Here is a 17,901-nt window from a genome sequence, read left to right on the forward strand (position 1 = left end):
TCCTTTTATAATGACTCACATTTTAAGACATGGATGGCTGTATCCATAACTTTGCAAAATTTGCCCAACCGAATGAATCAATCGTTACATTTTTTAAAGAAGAAGGGTATGTTTTTCTTTTTAAAACGTGATAGTTAAATAAAATGATGTGTTCTGTTTGTAAAAATTCTTCGATTTCATACATGAGCTCGTAGCGCTTCTCCTTATTTCCTTCTAATAAAAATGTGTCTAGCAAACAGTTAATTTGTTTTTCATAGTGCGGGTCCATGAACCGGTTTACGAAGCAACTTTTATTTTTAAATACATTTAAGAATGCAAGTTCATGATCGGCAGCAAATACTTCTCCCATAAAAATAATATCAGCATGTTGATCAATAGAACGATTCATATAATCTGAAACGAGAAATGGGTGAAGCTCTACTTGTATACCTAAACTTTTACATCGTGCTTTTAGGAAATGTGCATCATTTGCACTATCTTTAAATGCGAAGAAATAAATATGTATCGTTTCTCCATTATAGGTACTCTTTTTCAAATACTCTTTCGCTTTTTCTAAAGAGTAGGACCTATTAGGAACTTGGCGACTTCTTTCAGGGAAAAAGCTTGATGCAGCAATTGTTCGTCTACCTTCTATGCTACGAATTATCGTTTCAACATCATATAGTTCTCTCCAAGCCTTTCGAAAGTACATGTCATGATGAGGACCGGTTTTTTTTAAGTTGAAGCTAGCATAAATACAACCTATTTCTTCTATTTGTATATTATGCCTTTCATTTTCTTCTTCATTTGGTAGTTCATAATCAGCATCGATTTGTACATGATCAGGAATACCCCAAAATTCAATACGGTCTAATAACGCGCGCTCTTTAAAATAATGAGTGAACGCTTCGAACACGATATTATCTTCAGAGTAATGAGCAAGTTTGAAAGGTCCAGTACCTATATAATGATGATTTTCAATACTAGCATCATGTGGCAAAATTGCTAGTTGTATGGAACTTACATAGTGTAAGAAAAATAGATTTGGTTTTGCTAAATGGAATCGAATTTGCAATGGTGATGGTGTTTCAATTTGAACAATTTCTTCTGTTAACCATTCGAAAGGAGAGTGAATTTCTTTTAGTCTTTCAAATGAAAATCGTACATCTTTAGAAGTTAAAACTGTTTCGTTATGAAAATATACATCCTTTCGTAAATAAAAAGTCCACGTAAGCCCGTCTCCACTTAATTCCCACGTATGCGCAATGTGTGGTTCCATTTTTTCAGTAACATCGTTATAAACGACTAACGTATCAAAAATTTGACTCGTAAGATGGCTCTCTGTAGTTACAGCCACAAAAGCCGGATCTAATGGAAATATCTTTCTCGATATAGGAATCTTTAATATGTCGTACATATCATTTGAAGGTTCGTATCCAAAATGATGATGTAGTTTATTTTCTATCTTTTTTTGAAGTGCAAGGGGTAGGGGTTCTTTTAAAAGAAGAAAGATATCTTTTAATTTTTCTTGCGCTAACAGTTCATCTGTATAGGACTCAATCGCTTCTACGAAATTATGTATAAATAGAATTTCCGTTTTATTCCCACGGCCTCGCCCTGGAGTCCAGTTAATTAATTGTTCCTCGCTCATTTTCTTTAATAAAATCTTTACGTTTTTCGTACTGCAATATAAAACATCCGCTAATTCTTGTAAGCTATTTTGTATATGTTTTTGATCTTGTGCATGTAGTCTTAGTCTAATGTAATAGTCCATAATTTTCATATATACACTTCCTTCTATCTATAAAAGGGGAAACTCTTTAGAATATTCTAACCTTTTTCTTCCTTTTTTTCAAAGTAAAATAAGTAAGCATAAGGAGGGGGAAACGATGGGATTTTGGAGTATGCATCGAAATATAAAAATTAGAATTATAACTTCGTTTTTAACACGTACTGTATCCACGATGATTTTTCCATTTATGGCGATTTATTTTTCAATAAAATTAGGTAGTGCAATTGCTGGTGCGTTACTACTTATTAATGTAATTGCTTCATTAGTAATTGGTTTATACGGTGGATATGTTGGGGACCGGCTTGGGCGTAAAAAGGTTATGATTATCGGTCAAAGTATACAAGTCATTTCAATCGCTTGTATGGGGATTGCAAATTCAGATTATGTAGATTCACCGTGGCTAACATTTATCTTTATGTTAGTGAATAGTTTAGGGTCTGGTCTTATGAATCCTGCGACAGAGGCGATGTTAATTGATGTGAGTACACCAGAAAATCGAAAAGTGATGTACAGCATTAACTACTGGGCGATTAATTTATCCATTGCAATTGGAGCGATATTTGGAGGACTATTGTTTGAAAACTATAGATTACAATTGTTTATTGGATTAATAGTTATTGCAGTTATTACTTTATATGTGATGGCTCTATATATGGAAGAAGTGTATGTAGCACGAAAAACGGTGGAGAAGAAAAATGTATTAAAAGATATGGCGGATAGTTATAAAGTCGTAATAAAAGATAGAGCGTTTTTAATTTTTTGTGCAGCAAGTATATGTACATTATCTTTAGAGTTTCAGGTTAATAATTATTTAGGAGTACGTTTGCAGCAGGAATTTGAAACGGTGCACTTTTTCTTTAGGAATGGTGTGACGTTTGATTTAACAGGTATTCGAATGATGAGCTGGATTTCAGCAGAGAATACAATTTTAGTTGTGTTATGTTCGGCACTCCTTATTAAAATGCTGAAAAGCTTCAACGATTTGAAAATCTTATATGTAGGTTTATTCATTTATACAATTGGATTTACAATACTCGGAACGAGCAATAGTTTATGGATTTTATTAATTGCAGGGCTTTTCCAAACGGTAGGCGAGATGATGTATGTGCCAGTGCGTCAATCTATTATGGCAGATATGGTGCCGGATGAGGCAAGAGGTTCTTATATGGCGATTAACGGGATGGTCTTTCAAATGGCGAAAATGAACGGGGCATTAGGTGTTATGTTAGGTTCATTTATTGCATCTTGGGGCATGAGTGCTCTGTACTTTATTGTTGGTATGAGCAGTATTTTATTATTTATGAAGGCGATAGGGAAAGAGAAATATCAAGATGAAGGGAAGGTTTCTCAGATCGGATAAAGTGAAACGATATAAAAAGCGAACCAGTTATAATGAGGAGCGCTTTTTATACCGTTTTTAAAACGGATCAACTTCAGCTAAATTTGGAGTGGTATTCGGCTGTAGTAAAAGATTTTTTAACGTTCCTACTTCAGAAAGTGCTACTAATATGTAGCCACTAATCAGTACAATAAGCCCAATGACGCGTAACGTTTGTAAGCTCACTTCATTATTATTCGTTTCCGTTGGATTTGGGGGCGTTGAAGGTGGAGTATTGTTCATAGTTAGGCTCCCATCTTTTGTATTTATATATGTGTAAAATCATGATTTAACTTATGGATAGGAATTATATAGTCATTTTCACTATATGAGAACTGCCTATGAATAGTGATTGGGAATTTTAGAGTGAGATAAGAGGTGTATTTGTGGGAGTCGGGTTGCCCATAAACACGCGATTAGTGTGAACTAATAATCAGTGGGGGATGAAATAAATCCCCCACTGATTACATTTTGTTTTTCATACAAATAAAAGAGGTTAACCAAAGTAGCTATCCTAATATACGCAACGATTCTTCAATAAAAGCGGGGATATCTTCCGGTTGTCTACTTGTGACTAGCTGATTTTGGCATACGACTACTTCTTTATCATGAAAGTTTCCGCCAGCATTTTTCAAATCGACCTCAATGGATTTATATCCAGTCACATCGCGTCCTTCAAGTGTTTGTGCAGTGATGAGTAGCTGAGGTCCGTGACAAATAGCGAAAACGGGTTTTTCCGCATCCATAAATGTTTTGCTAAAGTGAACAAAACGTTCATCGGCACGAAGTATATCTGGGGAAAATCCACCCGGTATGAAGAGGGCATCAAAGTTCTCTGGAGAAACATCATCAATACTTTTATCAATTACGACTTCACTTTTTCTTTGCTTACCGTGTACCGTTTTACCTTTTTCCATTTCAATAGTTGTTAATTCATATCCCTTTTGCTTAAAAGCTTCTACTGGCTCTGTATATTCTGTATCCTCGAAATAATCCGTTATTAAAATAGCAATTTTTTTACTCATTGCAGTCAGCTCCTTATATTATAGTATCGGTTCCAGAATCATCCTTGAGCAATGCCTTTTATAAAGTGAAACTTTAATTCATGTTTTTTCATTCCCTCCAGTTCCTTTGCCCTGTTAATTTAATAAATACCCTTTTTATTAGGACGTAAACATGTATTATCGTTTTTGTATGTAAAAATCATAAAATATCGGTTGTTTGAGGAAGAAAAATAAAAAAGCCAAGGAGATAATTTATTTTCTCCTTGGCTTTTAAGATAATTCTTTTCGTTAAAACGAAGAAACACGTTGCTTCGTTTTTGGTACAATAATAAATTTAATCCAGATTACCCCGATTATCATAATAATCAAGGTATGTAGTAATTGACCTGTAGCAATGAGTATAACACTCGAAAATACAATGAGTTGAATGCTTAGTAATATAAAGATTAAGCGAAGAAATTGATTCATTCGTTTTTCAGTATCAATCGGATACAATGCTACAATAATATTTCCCGAAAAATATTTCCAGAGGGAACGAAGCTGCATAGAAATCATATATAGGACGATATATGCGATAGCGCCTTTTACGTATGTGTTTGGTATAAAATATAAGGCGAAGGCACCAATCAGCCCTAAGCGAATATATATACCGAAATAATCATTCCCGCGTAAAAATGCTAGTGTATGTAAATAGAAGAAAGTTGCTCGTTTTTTATGTAATAAAGGTTCAATCCAATTTGTAAGCCATTTTCTTTTGTTTACTTGCTTATTAAGTTGCGGAACATCAGTAAAGATGCTAGCAAATTGATAAAAGCGAACATCCATTTTTTCTTCTTGCTCGATTATGTAATCCCACGGTATTCGTTTTGTAGGCTGTTTTTTCGTATATAGAAGTAGGAAAGCAAGTAGTAAGAGCAATCCGCCTAATATGAGAACATGTGCCGAGTAAAATAGCATGTAAATGATTAGGGCGTTACAAGCAATACGAATAATGAACCATATGTTTTTTTCATGGCTATCACGCCACATCCAATATATGTACAGGTTCCAAGCTTTCGTAATCATTAAAACGATAAAGATTGTACATAAGAACGGTACAGTTAATTGTAATGATTGCATAGCAAGCGGTACGAGAATAAGGAACGTAAATAATAATGGGAAAAGTTGAATGATGTAATTATATAGAAGAGATTTTTTAAAATAAGATGTTAATTTCTCTTCTAACGCAAGTAAATAGACGGCATCTGGTTTTTGAATAAAGGTGCGAATGGGACATCTCATTATAATAAATGTAAGAACGGTCGTTATGAGTATGAGAGATATTCCTTTAGAAGGAGATGCTTTTAGAAACTGAGCATAATAATATGCGCCAACGCATGAAATAAAGATAAAGCTATATAGTAAACCGTTAATCATACGTGCAAAGTATGTAATGATATTTTGCATATGTTGTTGGAAGCGACTGCTCCATAGTGATTCAATTGACATGTTTTTCACCTCTTTGTTCTATTATATATGTTTTACAAAAGAAAAAACGAGCAAATTGCGTTATGCAACTTGCCCGTTTTTCTTTTCGTTATTTTTTTTCTGATCACGATTCATTAATGGATAGAAGGCAAAGCCGATTACGAATAAACCAATTCCGAGAAGGAACGTTTTTATATCGGATGCGCCCGTTTTAATAACCCATAGTGCGTAGCAAAGTGCGATAACGGCGACTATGCCATCTGTAATTCTTGCCCGCATTTCATTTTTATACGTTTCACCAGTTGCGACTAGTTTTAACTGGAAGATCGGTGAAACGAGATATGGAATGAGATAGGCCAGTGTTGATACGGTAATAACGAATGTATAAGCTTCCGCAATGGTTCCTGATAATGTTGAGAATAAGAACACTTGCGACATAATGTTTGTTAATCGTAATGAGTAAATTGGACTTCCTTTTTTATTTGTTTTTGTGAAGAAGGAAGGGAAGAAACCTTCTTTTGCTGCTTGATACGGTACTTCTGAGCTTAATAAAATCCAGCCTAAGATAGAACCGAACAGGGAAGTAAGAGCAAGCAATGCCATCAGTTTCCCGCCACCATGACCCATTGCAGCATTTAGTGCATCTGCTAACGGACGTTCAGAAGCTTGTAATGTATCAACGTGAAGGACACCCATTGTTAAAATTGTAATTCCTAAGTAAATTGCAACTGTAATAAGTAATCCCGCAACTGTTGCCCGTTTTACCGTTTTTGGAGAAACAGCCCGGTTTGATAAAAGAACGGCTGATTCAATTCCGATAAACGCCCAAAGCGTTGTAAGAGCAGCTAAATTTACTTGTGAAAGAAGGCCGTGTGATACACCTGATTTATCAATCATCGGTGTGTACCATTGTCCAAACTTAGAAGCTTCGAATGCAAATAACGTAACGACGATAAATAAAAGGAATCCAGTTACTTTCGTTGTTGTTGCTAAGAAGTTTAGCTTTCCAGCTCCGCTTACACCATTAGTTAATATAATATGAGTTCCCCAAAGTAAGATGGAACAAATCGTAAATGTAATTAGTTTTCCGACTTCTATGTTAAACGAACCGATTGAAAATAGTAGTCGTGTATCTTTCATAATTGGGAAGAAGAGTGATAAATATCCCGCGAAAGATGTAATGATGGCAACGTTACTTGCCCAGTTTGCAACCCAATATCCCCATACCATACTGAAACCAGCCATTTTTTTCTTTTTTGGTGTTGAGAATAAAGCATATGCATGACTTTGTGGTCCTGTCGTTAAATCAGGACGACGAATTGCTAAATTACCAAAAACAAGAGCTAGCATTAAAACACCAAACCCTGTTGTTAACCAAGCTAAAGTGACACCGAGTGGGCTTGCTGTTTGTGCCAACGTACTTGGCACCATGAAAATACCAGCGCCAACCATGTTACCGACAACGAAAGCTGTTAGTACCCAAAAGCCCCATTTTTTTTGTTGCATAGAAAATACCTCCAAAGTTAGTATAACCAAGTCAAGCGAGGAGATATGTATGTCTTCCGATTAGAGAAGAGAAGTCCCAAACAAAACAAAAAAAGCACGTAATTTGCCGCTACATGCTTTCTATCTTATAAGAAACCCACGACATACCTCTCGATAGCTCTCCACAAACGAAACGTTTGTGACAGTTCTGCACTTATTAAATGCAGACCCAGCAAGTGTGCATGGTGGACACGACTTACTTCGGCAATCATTCCTTTCTCATTTCTTCATCAATGCCACTACATCTCCTGAAATGATACTCTTAATGACTGCAACCTCTACCTCACCGAGATACGAATGAGGATTTAAATATTAAATTAACGTATTTAAGAGTAACAAATGTATTTTTATACGTCAATGGATATAGTAATAATCAGATTATAGAGAAGAGTTTGTGATTAAAAGAGAAAGGGATTATTATGTAATATTGAATTTTCGTAATATAATAAATGTTATTGACGCTAGAAGATTGAGAAGGGGATGAAGTATATGTCTGTATGTCATAAACATTCAGTAATAGGTGTGCTAGATTCGGGAGTTGGGGGATTAACAGTTGCGAGTGAAATTATAAGACAATTGCCTAAAGAGAGCATTTATTATATTGGTGATAATGAGCGTTGTCCGTATGGGCCAAGAAGTGTAGAAGAGGTACAATCTTTCGTATTTGAAATGGTTGAGTTCCTCAAACAGTTTCCGTTAAAAGCGCTAGTGGTAGCATGTAATACTGCTGCAGCTGCTGCATTGACTGCGCTGCAAGAAGCACTGTCTATTCCGGTTATTGGCGTTATACATCCGGGAGCAAGAGCGGCAATTAAAGTGACAAAGAAAGGGGAAATCGGAGTAATTGGAACTGTAGGTACGATACAGTCTAATATGTACGAAAAAGCATTACATGAGCTTGATACATATTTGGAAGTGCATAGTCACGCGTGCCCGACTTTAGCTACAGTTGTAGAAAATCAATTAGAAGATACCGCATATGTAACGCAGCAAGTGAAACAAGCTTTACTGCCATTAACGAAAGAAGATATAGATACGTTAATTCTTGGGTGTACGCATTATCCACTTTTAGAGTCCTATATAAAAAAGGAACTAGGAGAAGATGTAACGATTATTAGTTCTGCAGAAGAAACAGCGATAGAATTAAGCACAATTTTACAGCACAAAGGAATCCTGTCTGACAATTTGAATCCGAAGCATCGATTTTTTACAACAGGCTCTGTTTTATCATTTGAACATATTGCTGAGCGTTGGCTAGGATATGAAATTTCTGTAGAATGTGTGAATTTACCTATGGAAAAACAACTCGTGAAATAAAAAGAAGCTGATCTAAAACTAGATCAGCTTCTATATAAGATTAAACTAAGTTCAATACAGTTACTTTTTCACGTGTCATAGACTCAAGGCTCTTACGAATACCTTGTGCGCCCATACCTGAACCTTTTACACCGATGAATGGGAAGTGGTCAGGGCCGCGCTCTGTGCGTCCGTTAATTTGAACAGAACCAGTTTCGATTTTGTTAGCAATTGCAAATGCTTTGTTAATGTCTTTTGTGAAGACACTTGCTTGTAAGCCGAACTCTGATTTGTTAGCAATTTCAATTGCTTGCTCATCTGAAGAAACACGGATGATTGGAAGGATTGGGCCGAATGGCTCTTCCCAAGCAACTTTCATTTCTTCTGTTACGTGATCGATTAATGTTGGATAAATTAAGTTACGCTCACGTTTGTTACCGATAACGATCGTAGCACCTTTTTCTACAGCGTCGTCAACTAAGCCTTGAACGAAGTCAGCAGATTTATCGTCAATTAATGGAACGATTGTGCTGTCTTGTTCTGGAGATCCAACTGATAGTTTAGCTACTTGCGCTTTTACTAATTCAACAAGCTCGTCCGCTACGTTTTCGTGTACAAGTACACGTTTAATAGCTGTACAACGTTGACCAGAGTAAGAGAATGCACCGCTTACGATATGGTTTGCAGCATCTTGTAAGTCAGCATCTTCACGAACGATACCAGGGTCTTTCCCACCAAGTTCTAGTACAAGTGGAATCATTGAAGCTTTTTTCGCTAAATGTTTACCTGTGTTTGTACCACCTGTGAACGATACCATATTGATACCTTCGTGTTCTACTAAGTAGTCACCAATTACAGAACCGCGTCCTGTAGCTACGTTTACAAGACCTTTTGGAAGGCCAGCTTTATGAAGTGCTTCAACCATTTTAATACCGCTAATTGCACCTTGAGTTGCTGGTTTGAAAATAACAGCGTTACCCATAATTAATGCTGGTGCAAGTTTTGCAGCAGATAAGTTTACTGGGTAGTTAAACGGTGCGATTGCTAATACAACACCAAGTGGTGCACGTTGGATAATCGCAAGTTTTGATTTTGTTCCGCCAGGGAAGCTATCGCCCATCATGCTTTCTCCGTGCATATGTAGAGCTTCTTCAATTGTGTAACGAATGAAATCAGCTGTACGAACAACTTCTTTCTTCGCATCTTTATATCCTTTACCGACTTCTTTCATAATAATATCAGCAATTTCATCTTGCATATTTACGAGCTCATCAGCCCATTTATATAAATATTTTGCGCGATCTTGTAGAGAAGCTTCAGCCCATGATTTTTGAGCTTCTTTTGCAGATGCAATTGCTTCATCTACTTCTCCGCGAGTAATTGCTTGTACTTGACCAATTACTTCGTGTAAGTATGGAGATGGAATGTCGATTGTTTGTCCTGAAGAGCTTTCTCTCCATTCTCCGTTTAAATAAAATTTGTACGTATTGCTAGTTGTCATGATTAGTCCTCCTAAAATAGCAACTTGTAAGAGTGAGTATAAGGTGATTGTAGGGGGTTTGATAATATTTTTCAAATGAAATGTTTGTGAAAACGATTTCTTATTCTTTTTTTATTTTGTATGCCCTTTCTTACAGAAGATTCCCTTATTTCAAACTGCTTTATCTCGTCATAAATCCTCTTCATTTTATCGTGATTGGTATCTATTTTCTTCAATTTGCAAAAAAAATAATTGACAGAATACTCAAAGAAGTTATAAGATTATAAATGGAAAATAAATGAAAGGGGTGTGCGTAATGATTGTAATCGTAAATGTAATGGGCTTAGCTCTGTTAAATAACGGAAAACATTCATATCATTACGCAACCCGTACGGATATATAGGGCATTTTTGTCTTATAAAAAGCGTACGTTGCGTATATCGTAACGTACGCTTTTATGCATTTTTGTGCATATCGTCAAGCGACGGTATGCTTTTTTTTGTCCAATTTGCTTGTTTCCATACTTTGTATGGTTACTATAAAACTGAAATTTGGAAGGTGGAAAAATGTGATGAGATTGTATGGGTTACGAAATGTAAATGTGATTGGTTTGGATAGCGGATAAAGAAATGAGAGTGAAACGAAAACGAGAAGGGAGAGGTTACATTGTTTTCAGTATTACTAAAGTTAAGATGGTTTTTTAAAGAGCATTGGAAGAGATATAGTATCGCAATTGGTGCGCTTTTAATTGTAAATATAGTTGAAGTCATTCCCCCAAAAGTACTAGGGGTTACGATTGATAATATAAAAACTGGAACGTTAACGAATGCAGCAATTATGGAGTCTATTCTTATTTTAATAGGAGTTACGATAGTTGGATATGGCCTTACTTTTGTTTGGCAGCATCAATTATTTGGAGGTGCGTTCGTACTTGAGAAGACGATGCGCTCGAAATTTATGGGGCATTTACTCAAGATGACACCGACGTTTTATCAAAAAAATCGTACTGGCGATTTAATGGCGAGAGCAACAAACGATTTAAAAGCAATCGCTATGACAGCTGGTTTTGGTATATTAACGCTTGTAGATTCTAGTTTATATATGCTTACAATCGTTTTTATGATGGGATTTACAATAAGTTGGGAGCTTACATTAGCAGCCCTTATACCGCTGCCAATTATGGCATATGCGATGAATATATATGGAAAGAAATTGCATGAAAGGTTTACAGTTGCGCAAGATGCGTTCGGTGATATGAATGATAAAGTACTTGAATCAATTGCTGGCGTGCGCGTGATTCGTGCATACGTACAAGAGAACGCAGATCAGGAAAGATTTCATCATTTAGGAGATGACGTCTACGAAAAGAATATGAAGGTAGCAAGAATCGATGCGTTATTCCAACCAACTGTGAAAATGCTTGTCGGTCTTAGTTATTTAATTGGTTTAGTGTACGGTGCATACCTTGTATTTCAATCAAAGGTGACACTTGGCGAACTCGTTTCCTTTAACGTGTATTTAGGGATGATGATTTGGCCGATGTTTGCAATTGGCGAATTAATTAATGTTATGCAAAGAGGAAATGCTTCGTTAGATCGTGTGAATGAAACGTTAGCATATGAACCAGATGTAAAGAATCCGAAAAATCCAAAGCTTGTACAAGATCCTGATTATATTCAGTTTGATGAAGTTTCTTTTTCCTATCCTTCATCATCTGAAGAAAATTTAAAAAAGGTTTCTTTTACATTAAAACAAGGAGAAACGCTAGGGGTTGTCGGAAAAACAGGAAGCGGAAAAACGACGCTTGTACGTCAGCTTCTTCGTCAATATCCGCTTGGAGAAGGGGATATTGCAGTTTCTGATGTGACATTAGATAAAATGACGAGTGATAATGTACTCGGGTGGATTGGATATGTACCTCAGGAGCACATTTTATTCTCAAAAACAGCGAGGGAAAATATTTTATTCGGAAACAGGGAAGCGACTGAAGAAGAGCTCGAGAAAGCCATTGAAATTGCTGCGTTTACAAAAGACTTAGAGTTTTTACCAGAAGGATTAGAAACGCTCGTTGGAGAGAAAGGTGTTTCGTTATCAGGAGGGCAAAAGCAAAGGATTTCGATTGCGAGAGCGGTTATTCAAAATCCAGAAATATTAATTTTGGACGATTCGTTATCAGCTGTCGATGCTCGTACGGAAGCGGCGATCATTGAAAATATAAGAACGGAAAGAAGCGGAAAGACGACGATTATTACGACGCACCGTTTATCTGCCGTACAACATGCAGATTGGATTCTCGTTATGGATGACGGCGAAGTTATGGAAGAAGGCACGCATGACCAGTTACTTCGAAACGGAGGCTGGTATGCTGAGCAGTTTGAAAGACAACAAGGTGAAAATGAAAGTGCGGATAGTGGGGTGAAAATATGAGTGTTTCAAAACGATTGTTTCAATATGCGATGAAAGTAAAAGGGACGATTTTTGCAGCGATGGCGATGTTATTTATTTTCGTTATCGCTGAGCTTGCCGGTCCGTTCGTCGCTAAAACGATGATTGACGATCATATCGTCGCGATAGAAAAATCTTGGTATGAGACAGAAAAGAGTGAAGATGCTGTTGCATATAATGGCGCCTATTATAAGCGAAGTGATCGCTTTGAACAAGGTGAGAAAAAAGGAAAAGAAGTACGCGTGATGCAAGTCGGTTTTCAATATTACTTTGTACCAAATAGAGTGAATATTGAAGGAACACGTTCTGTGAAAGGGGATATGATTACCATTCAAAATGGTAAGGCGGTGCAAGTGTATAAAGCGAAAGCATTAACGAAGGAAGAAGTGTTTGCGTTTTATAAGCCAGAAATAAACCCCCTACTGTTACTTGGTGGAGGCTATTTTGCTCTATTAGTAATTGTGTCATTATTTGCATATGGAAAGCAGTTTTTCTTGCAGAAGGCAGCAAACAAAATTATTCAAATTATGAGGGAAGACGTCTTCTCTCATATTCAAACGTTACCGATTAGATACTTTGATCATTTACCAGCAGGGAAAATCGTTTCGCGTGTAACGAATGATACAGAGGCGATTCGAGATTTATACGTAACAGTGCTTGCGACATTCGTCTCTAGTTTCATTTATATTATCGGGATATTTGCAGCGCTATTTTTACTCGATGTGAAACTTGCGTCGTTCTGTTTATTAATTATCCCGATTTTAATTGTTTGGGCGATTTTATATAGAAAGTATGCATCTGTATACAATCATAAAATGCGTTCACGTTTATCCGATATTAACGGTACAGTGAATGAATCGATTCAAGGGATGCCAATTATTCAAACGTTCCGTCAAGAGCGTGAAACGAAAAAAGAGTTTGAAGAATTAAATGGCGATTATTTTAAGTATCAAAATAAAATTTTAAATTTAAATGCAGCAACTTCGCATAACTTAGTGTCTGTATTACGAAATATCGCTTTCACAGGTGTGATTTGGTATTTCGGGGGAGCTTCATTAAGTGCTTCAGGCATCATTTCTCTAGGGATACTGTATGCGTTCGTCGATTATTTAACGAGATTGTTCTCACCAATTACAAATATGGTAAATCAGCTTGCTAACTTAGAACAATCGCGCGTTGCATCAGAGCGTGTCTTCGAATTGCTAGAGGAAAAGGGAGAGGCAGTGGAAGAAGAGCGCATGCCTCGCTTACAAGGAAATGTGAAGTTTGATAATGTTTCGTTTTCTTATAATGGAAAAGATGAAGTGCTAAAAAATATTTCTTTTGAAGCGAAACAAGGCGAGACAGTAGCACTTGTCGGTCATACTGGATCAGGAAAAAGTTCCATTATGAATGTACTCTTTCAATTTTATGAGTTTGAAAAAGGGAAGCTTACGATTGACGGTCACGATGTAAAAGAAATGCCGAAACAAGCAACTCGTGAGCATATGGGAATCGTATTACAAGATCCGTTTTTATTTAGCGGGACGGTCGCTTCCAATGTAAGCTTAGAGAACGAAAAAATTTCAAAAGATCGCATCGTAAAAGCATTACGTGATGTGGGTGCGGAAAGGTTTGCGAACAATATAAACGAAGAAATTACGGAGAAAGGAAGTACACTTTCAACCGGAGAACGCCAGCTTATATCGTTTGCTAGGGCACTCGCTTTTGATCCAGCCATTTTAATTTTAGATGAAGCAACATCTAGTATTGATACAGAGACAGAGGCAATGATTCAACAAGCGCTAGAAGTTGTGAAAAAAGGGAGAACGACGTTTATTATTGCTCACCGTCTTTCAACAATTAAAAGTGCGGATCAAATTATTGTACTCGATAGAGGAACAATCTTAGAAAAAGGCTCTCATGATGAATTGATGAAAAAGCGTGGGCGTTATTACGATATGTACAAAACGCAAATGGAAGGAAACCAGAGCGCTTAATGCGGGGAAGAACTTGCGATTGTCGCAAGTTCTTTTTTGTTGGCAAAATGTCGGCGATAAAGGTACATAATAAGAAGTATTATTTTACCTTTCCTACAATTAATGCTATATTAAAAAATGTTACTTATTTTTTGTATGTAGCGTTATTTTTCCATTTTGTTTGATTATGAAGAAAAAGGATAAACTAAATAAGAACATTTTCATTGAAAAATTGTTCAAGATTGCATACAATCAATATAGTTTTTAAATTCCTATCAGAATACTTGGAGGATTACCATCATGAAAAAATTATTTTCAGTGCTTGCAGTAACTACATTAGCGATCGGGATTGTAGCCGGCTGCGGTAAAGAAGAGAAAAAAGATACAGCTAGTCAAGACGCATTACAAAAGATTAAACAAAGCGGTGAACTTGTAATTGGTACAGAAGGTACATACCCACCATTTACGTTCCACGATTCAAGCAATAAATTAACTGGATTTGACGTTGAATTAGCAGAAGAAGTTGCAAAACGTTTAGGTGTAAAACCTGTATTTAAAGAAACACAATGGGATAGCTTACTTGCTGGTTTAGATGCGAAGCGTTTCGATATGGTTGCGAACGAAGTTGGTATTCGTGAAGATCGTCAAAAGAAATATGATTTCTCTAAACCATACGTTTCATCTTCAGCAGTATTAGTTATTGCAAAAGATAAAGATAAACCTGCTACATTTGCTGATGTAAAAGGGTTAAAAGCAGCGCAATCTTTAACAAGTAACTATGCAGATATTGCTAAGAAAAATGGTGCGGAAATTACTAACGTAGAAGGCTTTAGCCAAGCGGCAGAATTATTAAACACTGGCCGTGTTGATTTCACAATTAATGATAAGTTATCAGTATTAAACTACTTAGAAACGAAAAAAGATGCAAAAATTAAAATTGTAGATACAGAAAAAGAAGCTTCACAAAGTGGATTCTTATTCCGTAAAGGTAGCGATAAGCTTGTACAAGAAGTTGATAAAGCGTTAGAAGATATGAAAAAAGATGGTACGTACGACAAAATAGCGAAAAAATGGTTCGGTGAAAATGTATCTAAGTAGTGCATTGGTTTCAGATCGATTGTCTACTTGGATAGATATTATGCAGTCTTCCTTCATGCCTATGCTGAAGGAAGCTGTCTTTACGACAATTCCATTAACGCTTATTACATTCATTATCGGAATTATACTGGCGACGTTAACAGCGCTCGCGCGTATTTCAGGTAGTCGTATTTTACAATGGATTGCTCGTATCTATGTATCTATCATTCGCGGAACGCCACTTCTTGTACAGTTATTTATTATTTTCTATGGTCTTCCAACTCTTAATATTGAAGTTGAGCCGTATACAGCAGCAGTTATTGGATTTTCATTAAATGTTGGTGCGTATGCATCTGAAATTATTCGTGCTTCTATCCTTTCAATTCCGAAAGGACAGTGGGAAGCAGCTTATACAATTGGGATGACATATCCACAAGCATTAAAACGTGTTATTTTACCGCAAGCAACGCGCGTATCAATTCCGCCGCTTTCGAATACATTTATTAGCTTAGTGAAGGATACTTCATTAGCATCGTTAATTTTAGTAACAGAAATGTTCCGAAAAGCGCAGGAAATTGCGGCAATGAACTATGAGTTTTTAATTGTTTATTTTGAAGCAGGTCTTATTTATTGGGTTATTTGTTTCTTACTATCAATCGTACAACAGATGTTAGAAAAGCGTTCAGAACGCTACACATTAAAATAATCCTTTTACAAAAGGAGTTTTTGTTTTCATGATTTCAATTCAGCACTTACAAAAAAGTTTCGGAGATAATACCGTACTAAAGCATATAGATCTATCAGTTGAGAAGGGTGAAGTTGTTGTTATTATCGGACCTTCTGGATCTGGTAAAACGACGTTTCTACGTTGCCTAAACGTTCTAGAAACACCGAACGCTGGTAGCATTCGTATCGGCAATAAAGAGCTTGATTTCGCTCAAAAAGTATCCAAGAAAGATATTGTAAATCTTCGTACACAAACAGGAATGGTGTTCCAACATCATAACTTATTCCCGCATTTAACAGCCATTCAAAATGTAATGGAAGGGCTCGTTACAGTGAAAAAGATGGGGAAAGAAGAAGCGAAGAAAAAAGCAAACTACTTCCTTGAAAAAGTTGGTTTAGCAGATAAAGTGGATTTATATCCGTTCCAATTATCAGGGGGACAACAACAGCGCGTTGGAATTGCTCGCGCGCTTGCGATGGAGCCGGAAGTGTTACTATTTGATGAACCGACGTCAGCACTTGATCCTGAACTCGTTCAAGAAGTTCTAAAGGTAATGAAAGAACTTGCTAAAGAAGGCATGACGATGGTTATTGTAACGCATGAGATGCGTTTTGCTCATCAAATTGCGAATCGCGTTATTTTTATGGATGGCGGTGTCGTTGTCGAACAAGGTATACCAGAAGATGTATTTACAAATCCAAAAGAAGAACGAACGAAGAAGTTTTTACAAATGCTTCAATAATTAAGAAAGGTCTCAAGGCATATGCCTTGAGACCTTTTTGCCATATATATTTATTTTTGGAATCCGCCAAGGCTTTGCTCAGCCATTGCAACTAGACGTTTTGTGATTTCTCCACCAACAGAACCGTTAGCACGAGCCGTAGAATCTGCTCCTAATTGTACACCAAATTCTTGAGCGATTTCGTACTTCATTTGATCGATTGCAGCTGTTGCTCCTGGTACTACTAATTGATTTGAAGAATTTTGGTTTGCCATAGGAATATATCCTCCTTAGAGTTATAAAAATTTTTTTGGTTGGACTAGCTGGATTTGAACCAGATATTATCGCCCCGTTTGGCGCTAATCCATCGGTAATTAAGTTTGTACTCATAGTATGGATGTTACCTAGAAAGATATACAAAATAATAATTTGTAAATTTTGTAAAAAAATGTAGTGATTTCGTAAATTATGAAATAAGAGTAATCGTTGTATTTTTAAGAAAGAAGGCTAAACTAAGAGCGATATTAAAAATGGTGTTCTCTTTGAATCCGGCTATGTTAGGGCTAATAATTAGCTTTTTATTAATCGTTTATGAAAGTGAGATACATTACAATTGCAGCTTAGTAATATAAAAACTAAAAAGGCATTAACTTCTCATTTCTAGTTTAACTAAGGATGGGGCATGGAAAGGAAAGGAACTGACCGTATCTACTCATGGTTAGATGCTTTCTTCAATCTAAAAAGAAAGTCTTTAAACGATAATGTATGGAGGAATCATGATGGGAATTTGCCCGCTTTGTAACGCATTAGAATCACAAACATATTCTTGTCAAAATTGCCAAGGTATACTCCAAGATTATGGGAAAACTGTTGATTACATAGACGATTATAGTGCGTATATGGATCAGGAATTATTAAGTGAGGTAGATGGATTAACACATAATCATTCACAAGAATATTGCAATCATATTTTTTATTGCGGAGTATGTAACGTGGAAACGGAGGTTGTAGTAAAACTTGTGTAAATAGAAA

Annotated in this window: 15 protein-coding genes and 1 riboswitch; of the genes, 8 read left to right on the plus strand and 7 right to left on the minus strand. The window is 36.3% G+C overall.

All coding sequences use genetic code 11. The features are described 5' to 3' along the window. Positions 1-22: 22 nt before the first annotated feature. A complete protein-coding gene (locus JDS98_RS22910; RefSeq protein WP_097957718.1) occupies positions 23-1,762 on the minus strand; it encodes an SgrR family transcriptional regulator in 1,740 nt (579 codons plus the stop codon). Positions 1,763-1,868: 106 nt separating this feature from the next. Between JDS98_RS22910 and JDS98_RS22915 the strand changes: the two genes are divergently transcribed. Then, complete coding sequence (locus tag JDS98_RS22915) at positions 1,869-3,131, plus strand: MDR family MFS transporter (protein ID WP_199634351.1); 1,263 nt, start codon at positions 1,869-1,871, stop codon at positions 3,129-3,131. Between the two features lie 57 nt (positions 3,132-3,188). Here the strand turns inward: JDS98_RS22915 and JDS98_RS22920 are convergent, their stop codons facing one another. From JDS98_RS22920 to JDS98_RS22935, 4 genes are all read right to left on the minus strand, one after another. Continuing rightward, positions 3,189-3,392 (minus strand): hypothetical protein, encoded by a 204-nt coding sequence (locus JDS98_RS22920; protein ID WP_001066489.1) that lies wholly within the window; start codon positions 3,390-3,392, stop codon positions 3,189-3,191. 266 nt (positions 3,393-3,658) lie between these two features. Continuing rightward, a complete protein-coding gene (locus JDS98_RS22925) occupies positions 3,659-4,174 on the minus strand; it encodes a type 1 glutamine amidotransferase domain-containing protein (protein WP_000037539.1) in 516 nt (171 codons plus the stop codon). Between the two features lie 267 nt (positions 4,175-4,441). Further along, a complete protein-coding gene (locus JDS98_RS22930) occupies positions 4,442-5,641 on the minus strand; it encodes an ABC transporter permease (protein WP_098226162.1) in 1,200 nt (399 codons plus the stop codon). 60 nt (positions 5,642-5,701) lie between these two features. Beyond that, a complete protein-coding gene (locus JDS98_RS22935) occupies positions 5,702-7,126 on the minus strand; it encodes an amino acid permease (RefSeq protein ID WP_001186296.1) in 1,425 nt (474 codons plus the stop codon). 146 nt (positions 7,127-7,272) lie between these two features. Then, positions 7,273-7,454: riboswitch (Lysine riboswitch) on the minus strand. Positions 7,455-7,654: 200 nt separating this feature from the next. Here JDS98_RS22935 and racE point away from each other — a divergent pair. Next, positions 7,655-8,482 carry a glutamate racemase gene (gene racE, locus JDS98_RS22940; RefSeq protein ID WP_000109657.1) on the plus strand — a complete coding sequence of 276 codons (828 nt, stop codon included), beginning with the start codon at positions 7,655-7,657 and terminating at the stop codon, positions 8,480-8,482. Positions 8,483-8,522: 40 nt separating this feature from the next. Here racE and gapN read toward each other — a convergent pair whose 3' ends face one another. After that, the gene (gene gapN / locus JDS98_RS22945) at positions 8,523-9,962 is read right to left on the minus strand and encodes an NADP-dependent glyceraldehyde-3-phosphate dehydrogenase (RefSeq protein ID WP_000213650.1); all 1,440 of its coding nucleotides are present in this window, start codon (positions 9,960-9,962) and stop codon (positions 8,523-8,525) included. Between the two features lie 645 nt (positions 9,963-10,607). Between gapN and JDS98_RS22950 the strand changes: the two genes are divergently transcribed. The 5 genes from JDS98_RS22950 to JDS98_RS22970 all read left to right on the plus strand — a co-directional run bounded on the left by JDS98_RS22950 (position 10,608) and on the right by JDS98_RS22970 (position 16,890). Continuing rightward, entirely contained in the window at positions 10,608-12,368 is a 1,761-nt protein-coding gene (locus JDS98_RS22950; protein WP_098911302.1) for an ABC transporter ATP-binding protein, read from the plus strand. Continuing rightward, a complete protein-coding gene (locus tag JDS98_RS22955; protein ID WP_098911301.1) occupies positions 12,365-14,365 on the plus strand; it encodes an ABC transporter ATP-binding protein in 2,001 nt (666 codons plus the stop codon). The genes JDS98_RS22950 and JDS98_RS22955 overlap by 4 nt, the downstream gene beginning before the upstream one ends. A 279-nt stretch (positions 14,366-14,644) precedes the next feature. Beyond that, complete coding sequence (locus tag JDS98_RS22960) at positions 14,645-15,442, plus strand: amino acid ABC transporter substrate-binding protein (RefSeq protein ID WP_000732848.1); 798 nt, start codon at positions 14,645-14,647, stop codon at positions 15,440-15,442. Next, positions 15,429-16,127, plus strand: a complete 699-nt coding sequence (locus tag JDS98_RS22965; RefSeq protein WP_000281495.1) for an amino acid ABC transporter permease — start codon at positions 15,429-15,431, stop codon at positions 16,125-16,127. Before JDS98_RS22960 ends, JDS98_RS22965 begins: the two co-directional genes overlap by 14 nt. A gap of 28 nt (positions 16,128-16,155) precedes the next feature. After that, a complete protein-coding gene (locus JDS98_RS22970; protein WP_085450133.1) occupies positions 16,156-16,890 on the plus strand; it encodes an amino acid ABC transporter ATP-binding protein in 735 nt (244 codons plus the stop codon). A 50-nt stretch (positions 16,891-16,940) separates the two neighbouring features. Here JDS98_RS22970 and sasP read toward each other — a convergent pair whose 3' ends face one another. Next, positions 16,941-17,144, minus strand: a complete 204-nt coding sequence (sasP, locus tag JDS98_RS22975; RefSeq protein ID WP_000013339.1) for a small acid-soluble spore protein, SasP family — start codon at positions 17,142-17,144, stop codon at positions 16,941-16,943. A 504-nt stretch (positions 17,145-17,648) separates the two neighbouring features. Between sasP and JDS98_RS22980 the strand changes: the two genes are divergently transcribed. Beyond that, positions 17,649-17,894 (plus strand): hypothetical protein, encoded by a 246-nt coding sequence (locus JDS98_RS22980; protein WP_000510465.1) that lies wholly within the window; start codon positions 17,649-17,651, stop codon positions 17,892-17,894. The last annotated feature ends 7 nt before the right edge of the window (positions 17,895-17,901 follow it).

Source organism: Bacillus cereus group sp. N11, assembly GCF_016483605.1.
Taxonomy (GTDB): domain Bacteria; phylum Bacillota; class Bacilli; order Bacillales; family Bacillaceae_G; genus Bacillus_A; species Bacillus_A toyonensis.

Bases quoted from the DNA above. Each gene is read 5' to 3' on its own strand.
- racE (WP_000109657.1), top strand. From the start codon at position 7,655: ATGTCTGTATGTCATAAACATTCAGTAATAGGTGTGCTAGATTCGGGA.
- JDS98_RS22965 (WP_000281495.1), top strand. From the start codon at position 15,429: ATGTATCTAAGTAGTGCATTGGTTTCAGATCGATTGTCTACTTGGATA.
- JDS98_RS22970 (WP_085450133.1), top strand. From the start codon at position 16,156: ATGATTTCAATTCAGCACTTACAAAAAAGTTTCGGAGATAATACCGTA.
- JDS98_RS22920 (WP_001066489.1), bottom strand. From the start codon at position 3,392: ATGAACAATACTCCACCTTCAACGCCCCCAAATCCAACGGAAACGAAT.
- JDS98_RS22910 (WP_097957718.1), bottom strand. From the start codon at position 1,762: ATGAAAATTATGGACTATTACATTAGACTAAGACTACATGCACAAGAT.
- sasP (WP_000013339.1), bottom strand. From the start codon at position 17,144: ATGGCAAACCAAAATTCTTCAAATCAATTAGTAGTACCAGGAGCAACA.
- gapN (WP_000213650.1), bottom strand. From the start codon at position 9,962: ATGACAACTAGCAATACGTACAAATTTTATTTAAACGGAGAATGGAGA.
- JDS98_RS22930 (WP_098226162.1), bottom strand. From the start codon at position 5,641: ATGTCAATTGAATCACTATGGAGCAGTCGCTTCCAACAACATATGCAA.
- JDS98_RS22935 (WP_001186296.1), bottom strand. From the start codon at position 7,126: ATGCAACAAAAAAAATGGGGCTTTTGGGTACTAACAGCTTTCGTTGTC.
- JDS98_RS22960 (WP_000732848.1), top strand. From the start codon at position 14,645: ATGAAAAAATTATTTTCAGTGCTTGCAGTAACTACATTAGCGATCGGG.
- JDS98_RS22955 (WP_098911301.1), top strand. From the start codon at position 12,365: ATGAGTGTTTCAAAACGATTGTTTCAATATGCGATGAAAGTAAAAGGG.
- JDS98_RS22980 (WP_000510465.1), top strand. From the start codon at position 17,649: ATGGGAATTTGCCCGCTTTGTAACGCATTAGAATCACAAACATATTCT.
- JDS98_RS22925 (WP_000037539.1), bottom strand. From the start codon at position 4,174: ATGAGTAAAAAAATTGCTATTTTAATAACGGATTATTTCGAGGATACA.
- JDS98_RS22915 (WP_199634351.1), top strand. From the start codon at position 1,869: ATGGGATTTTGGAGTATGCATCGAAATATAAAAATTAGAATTATAACT.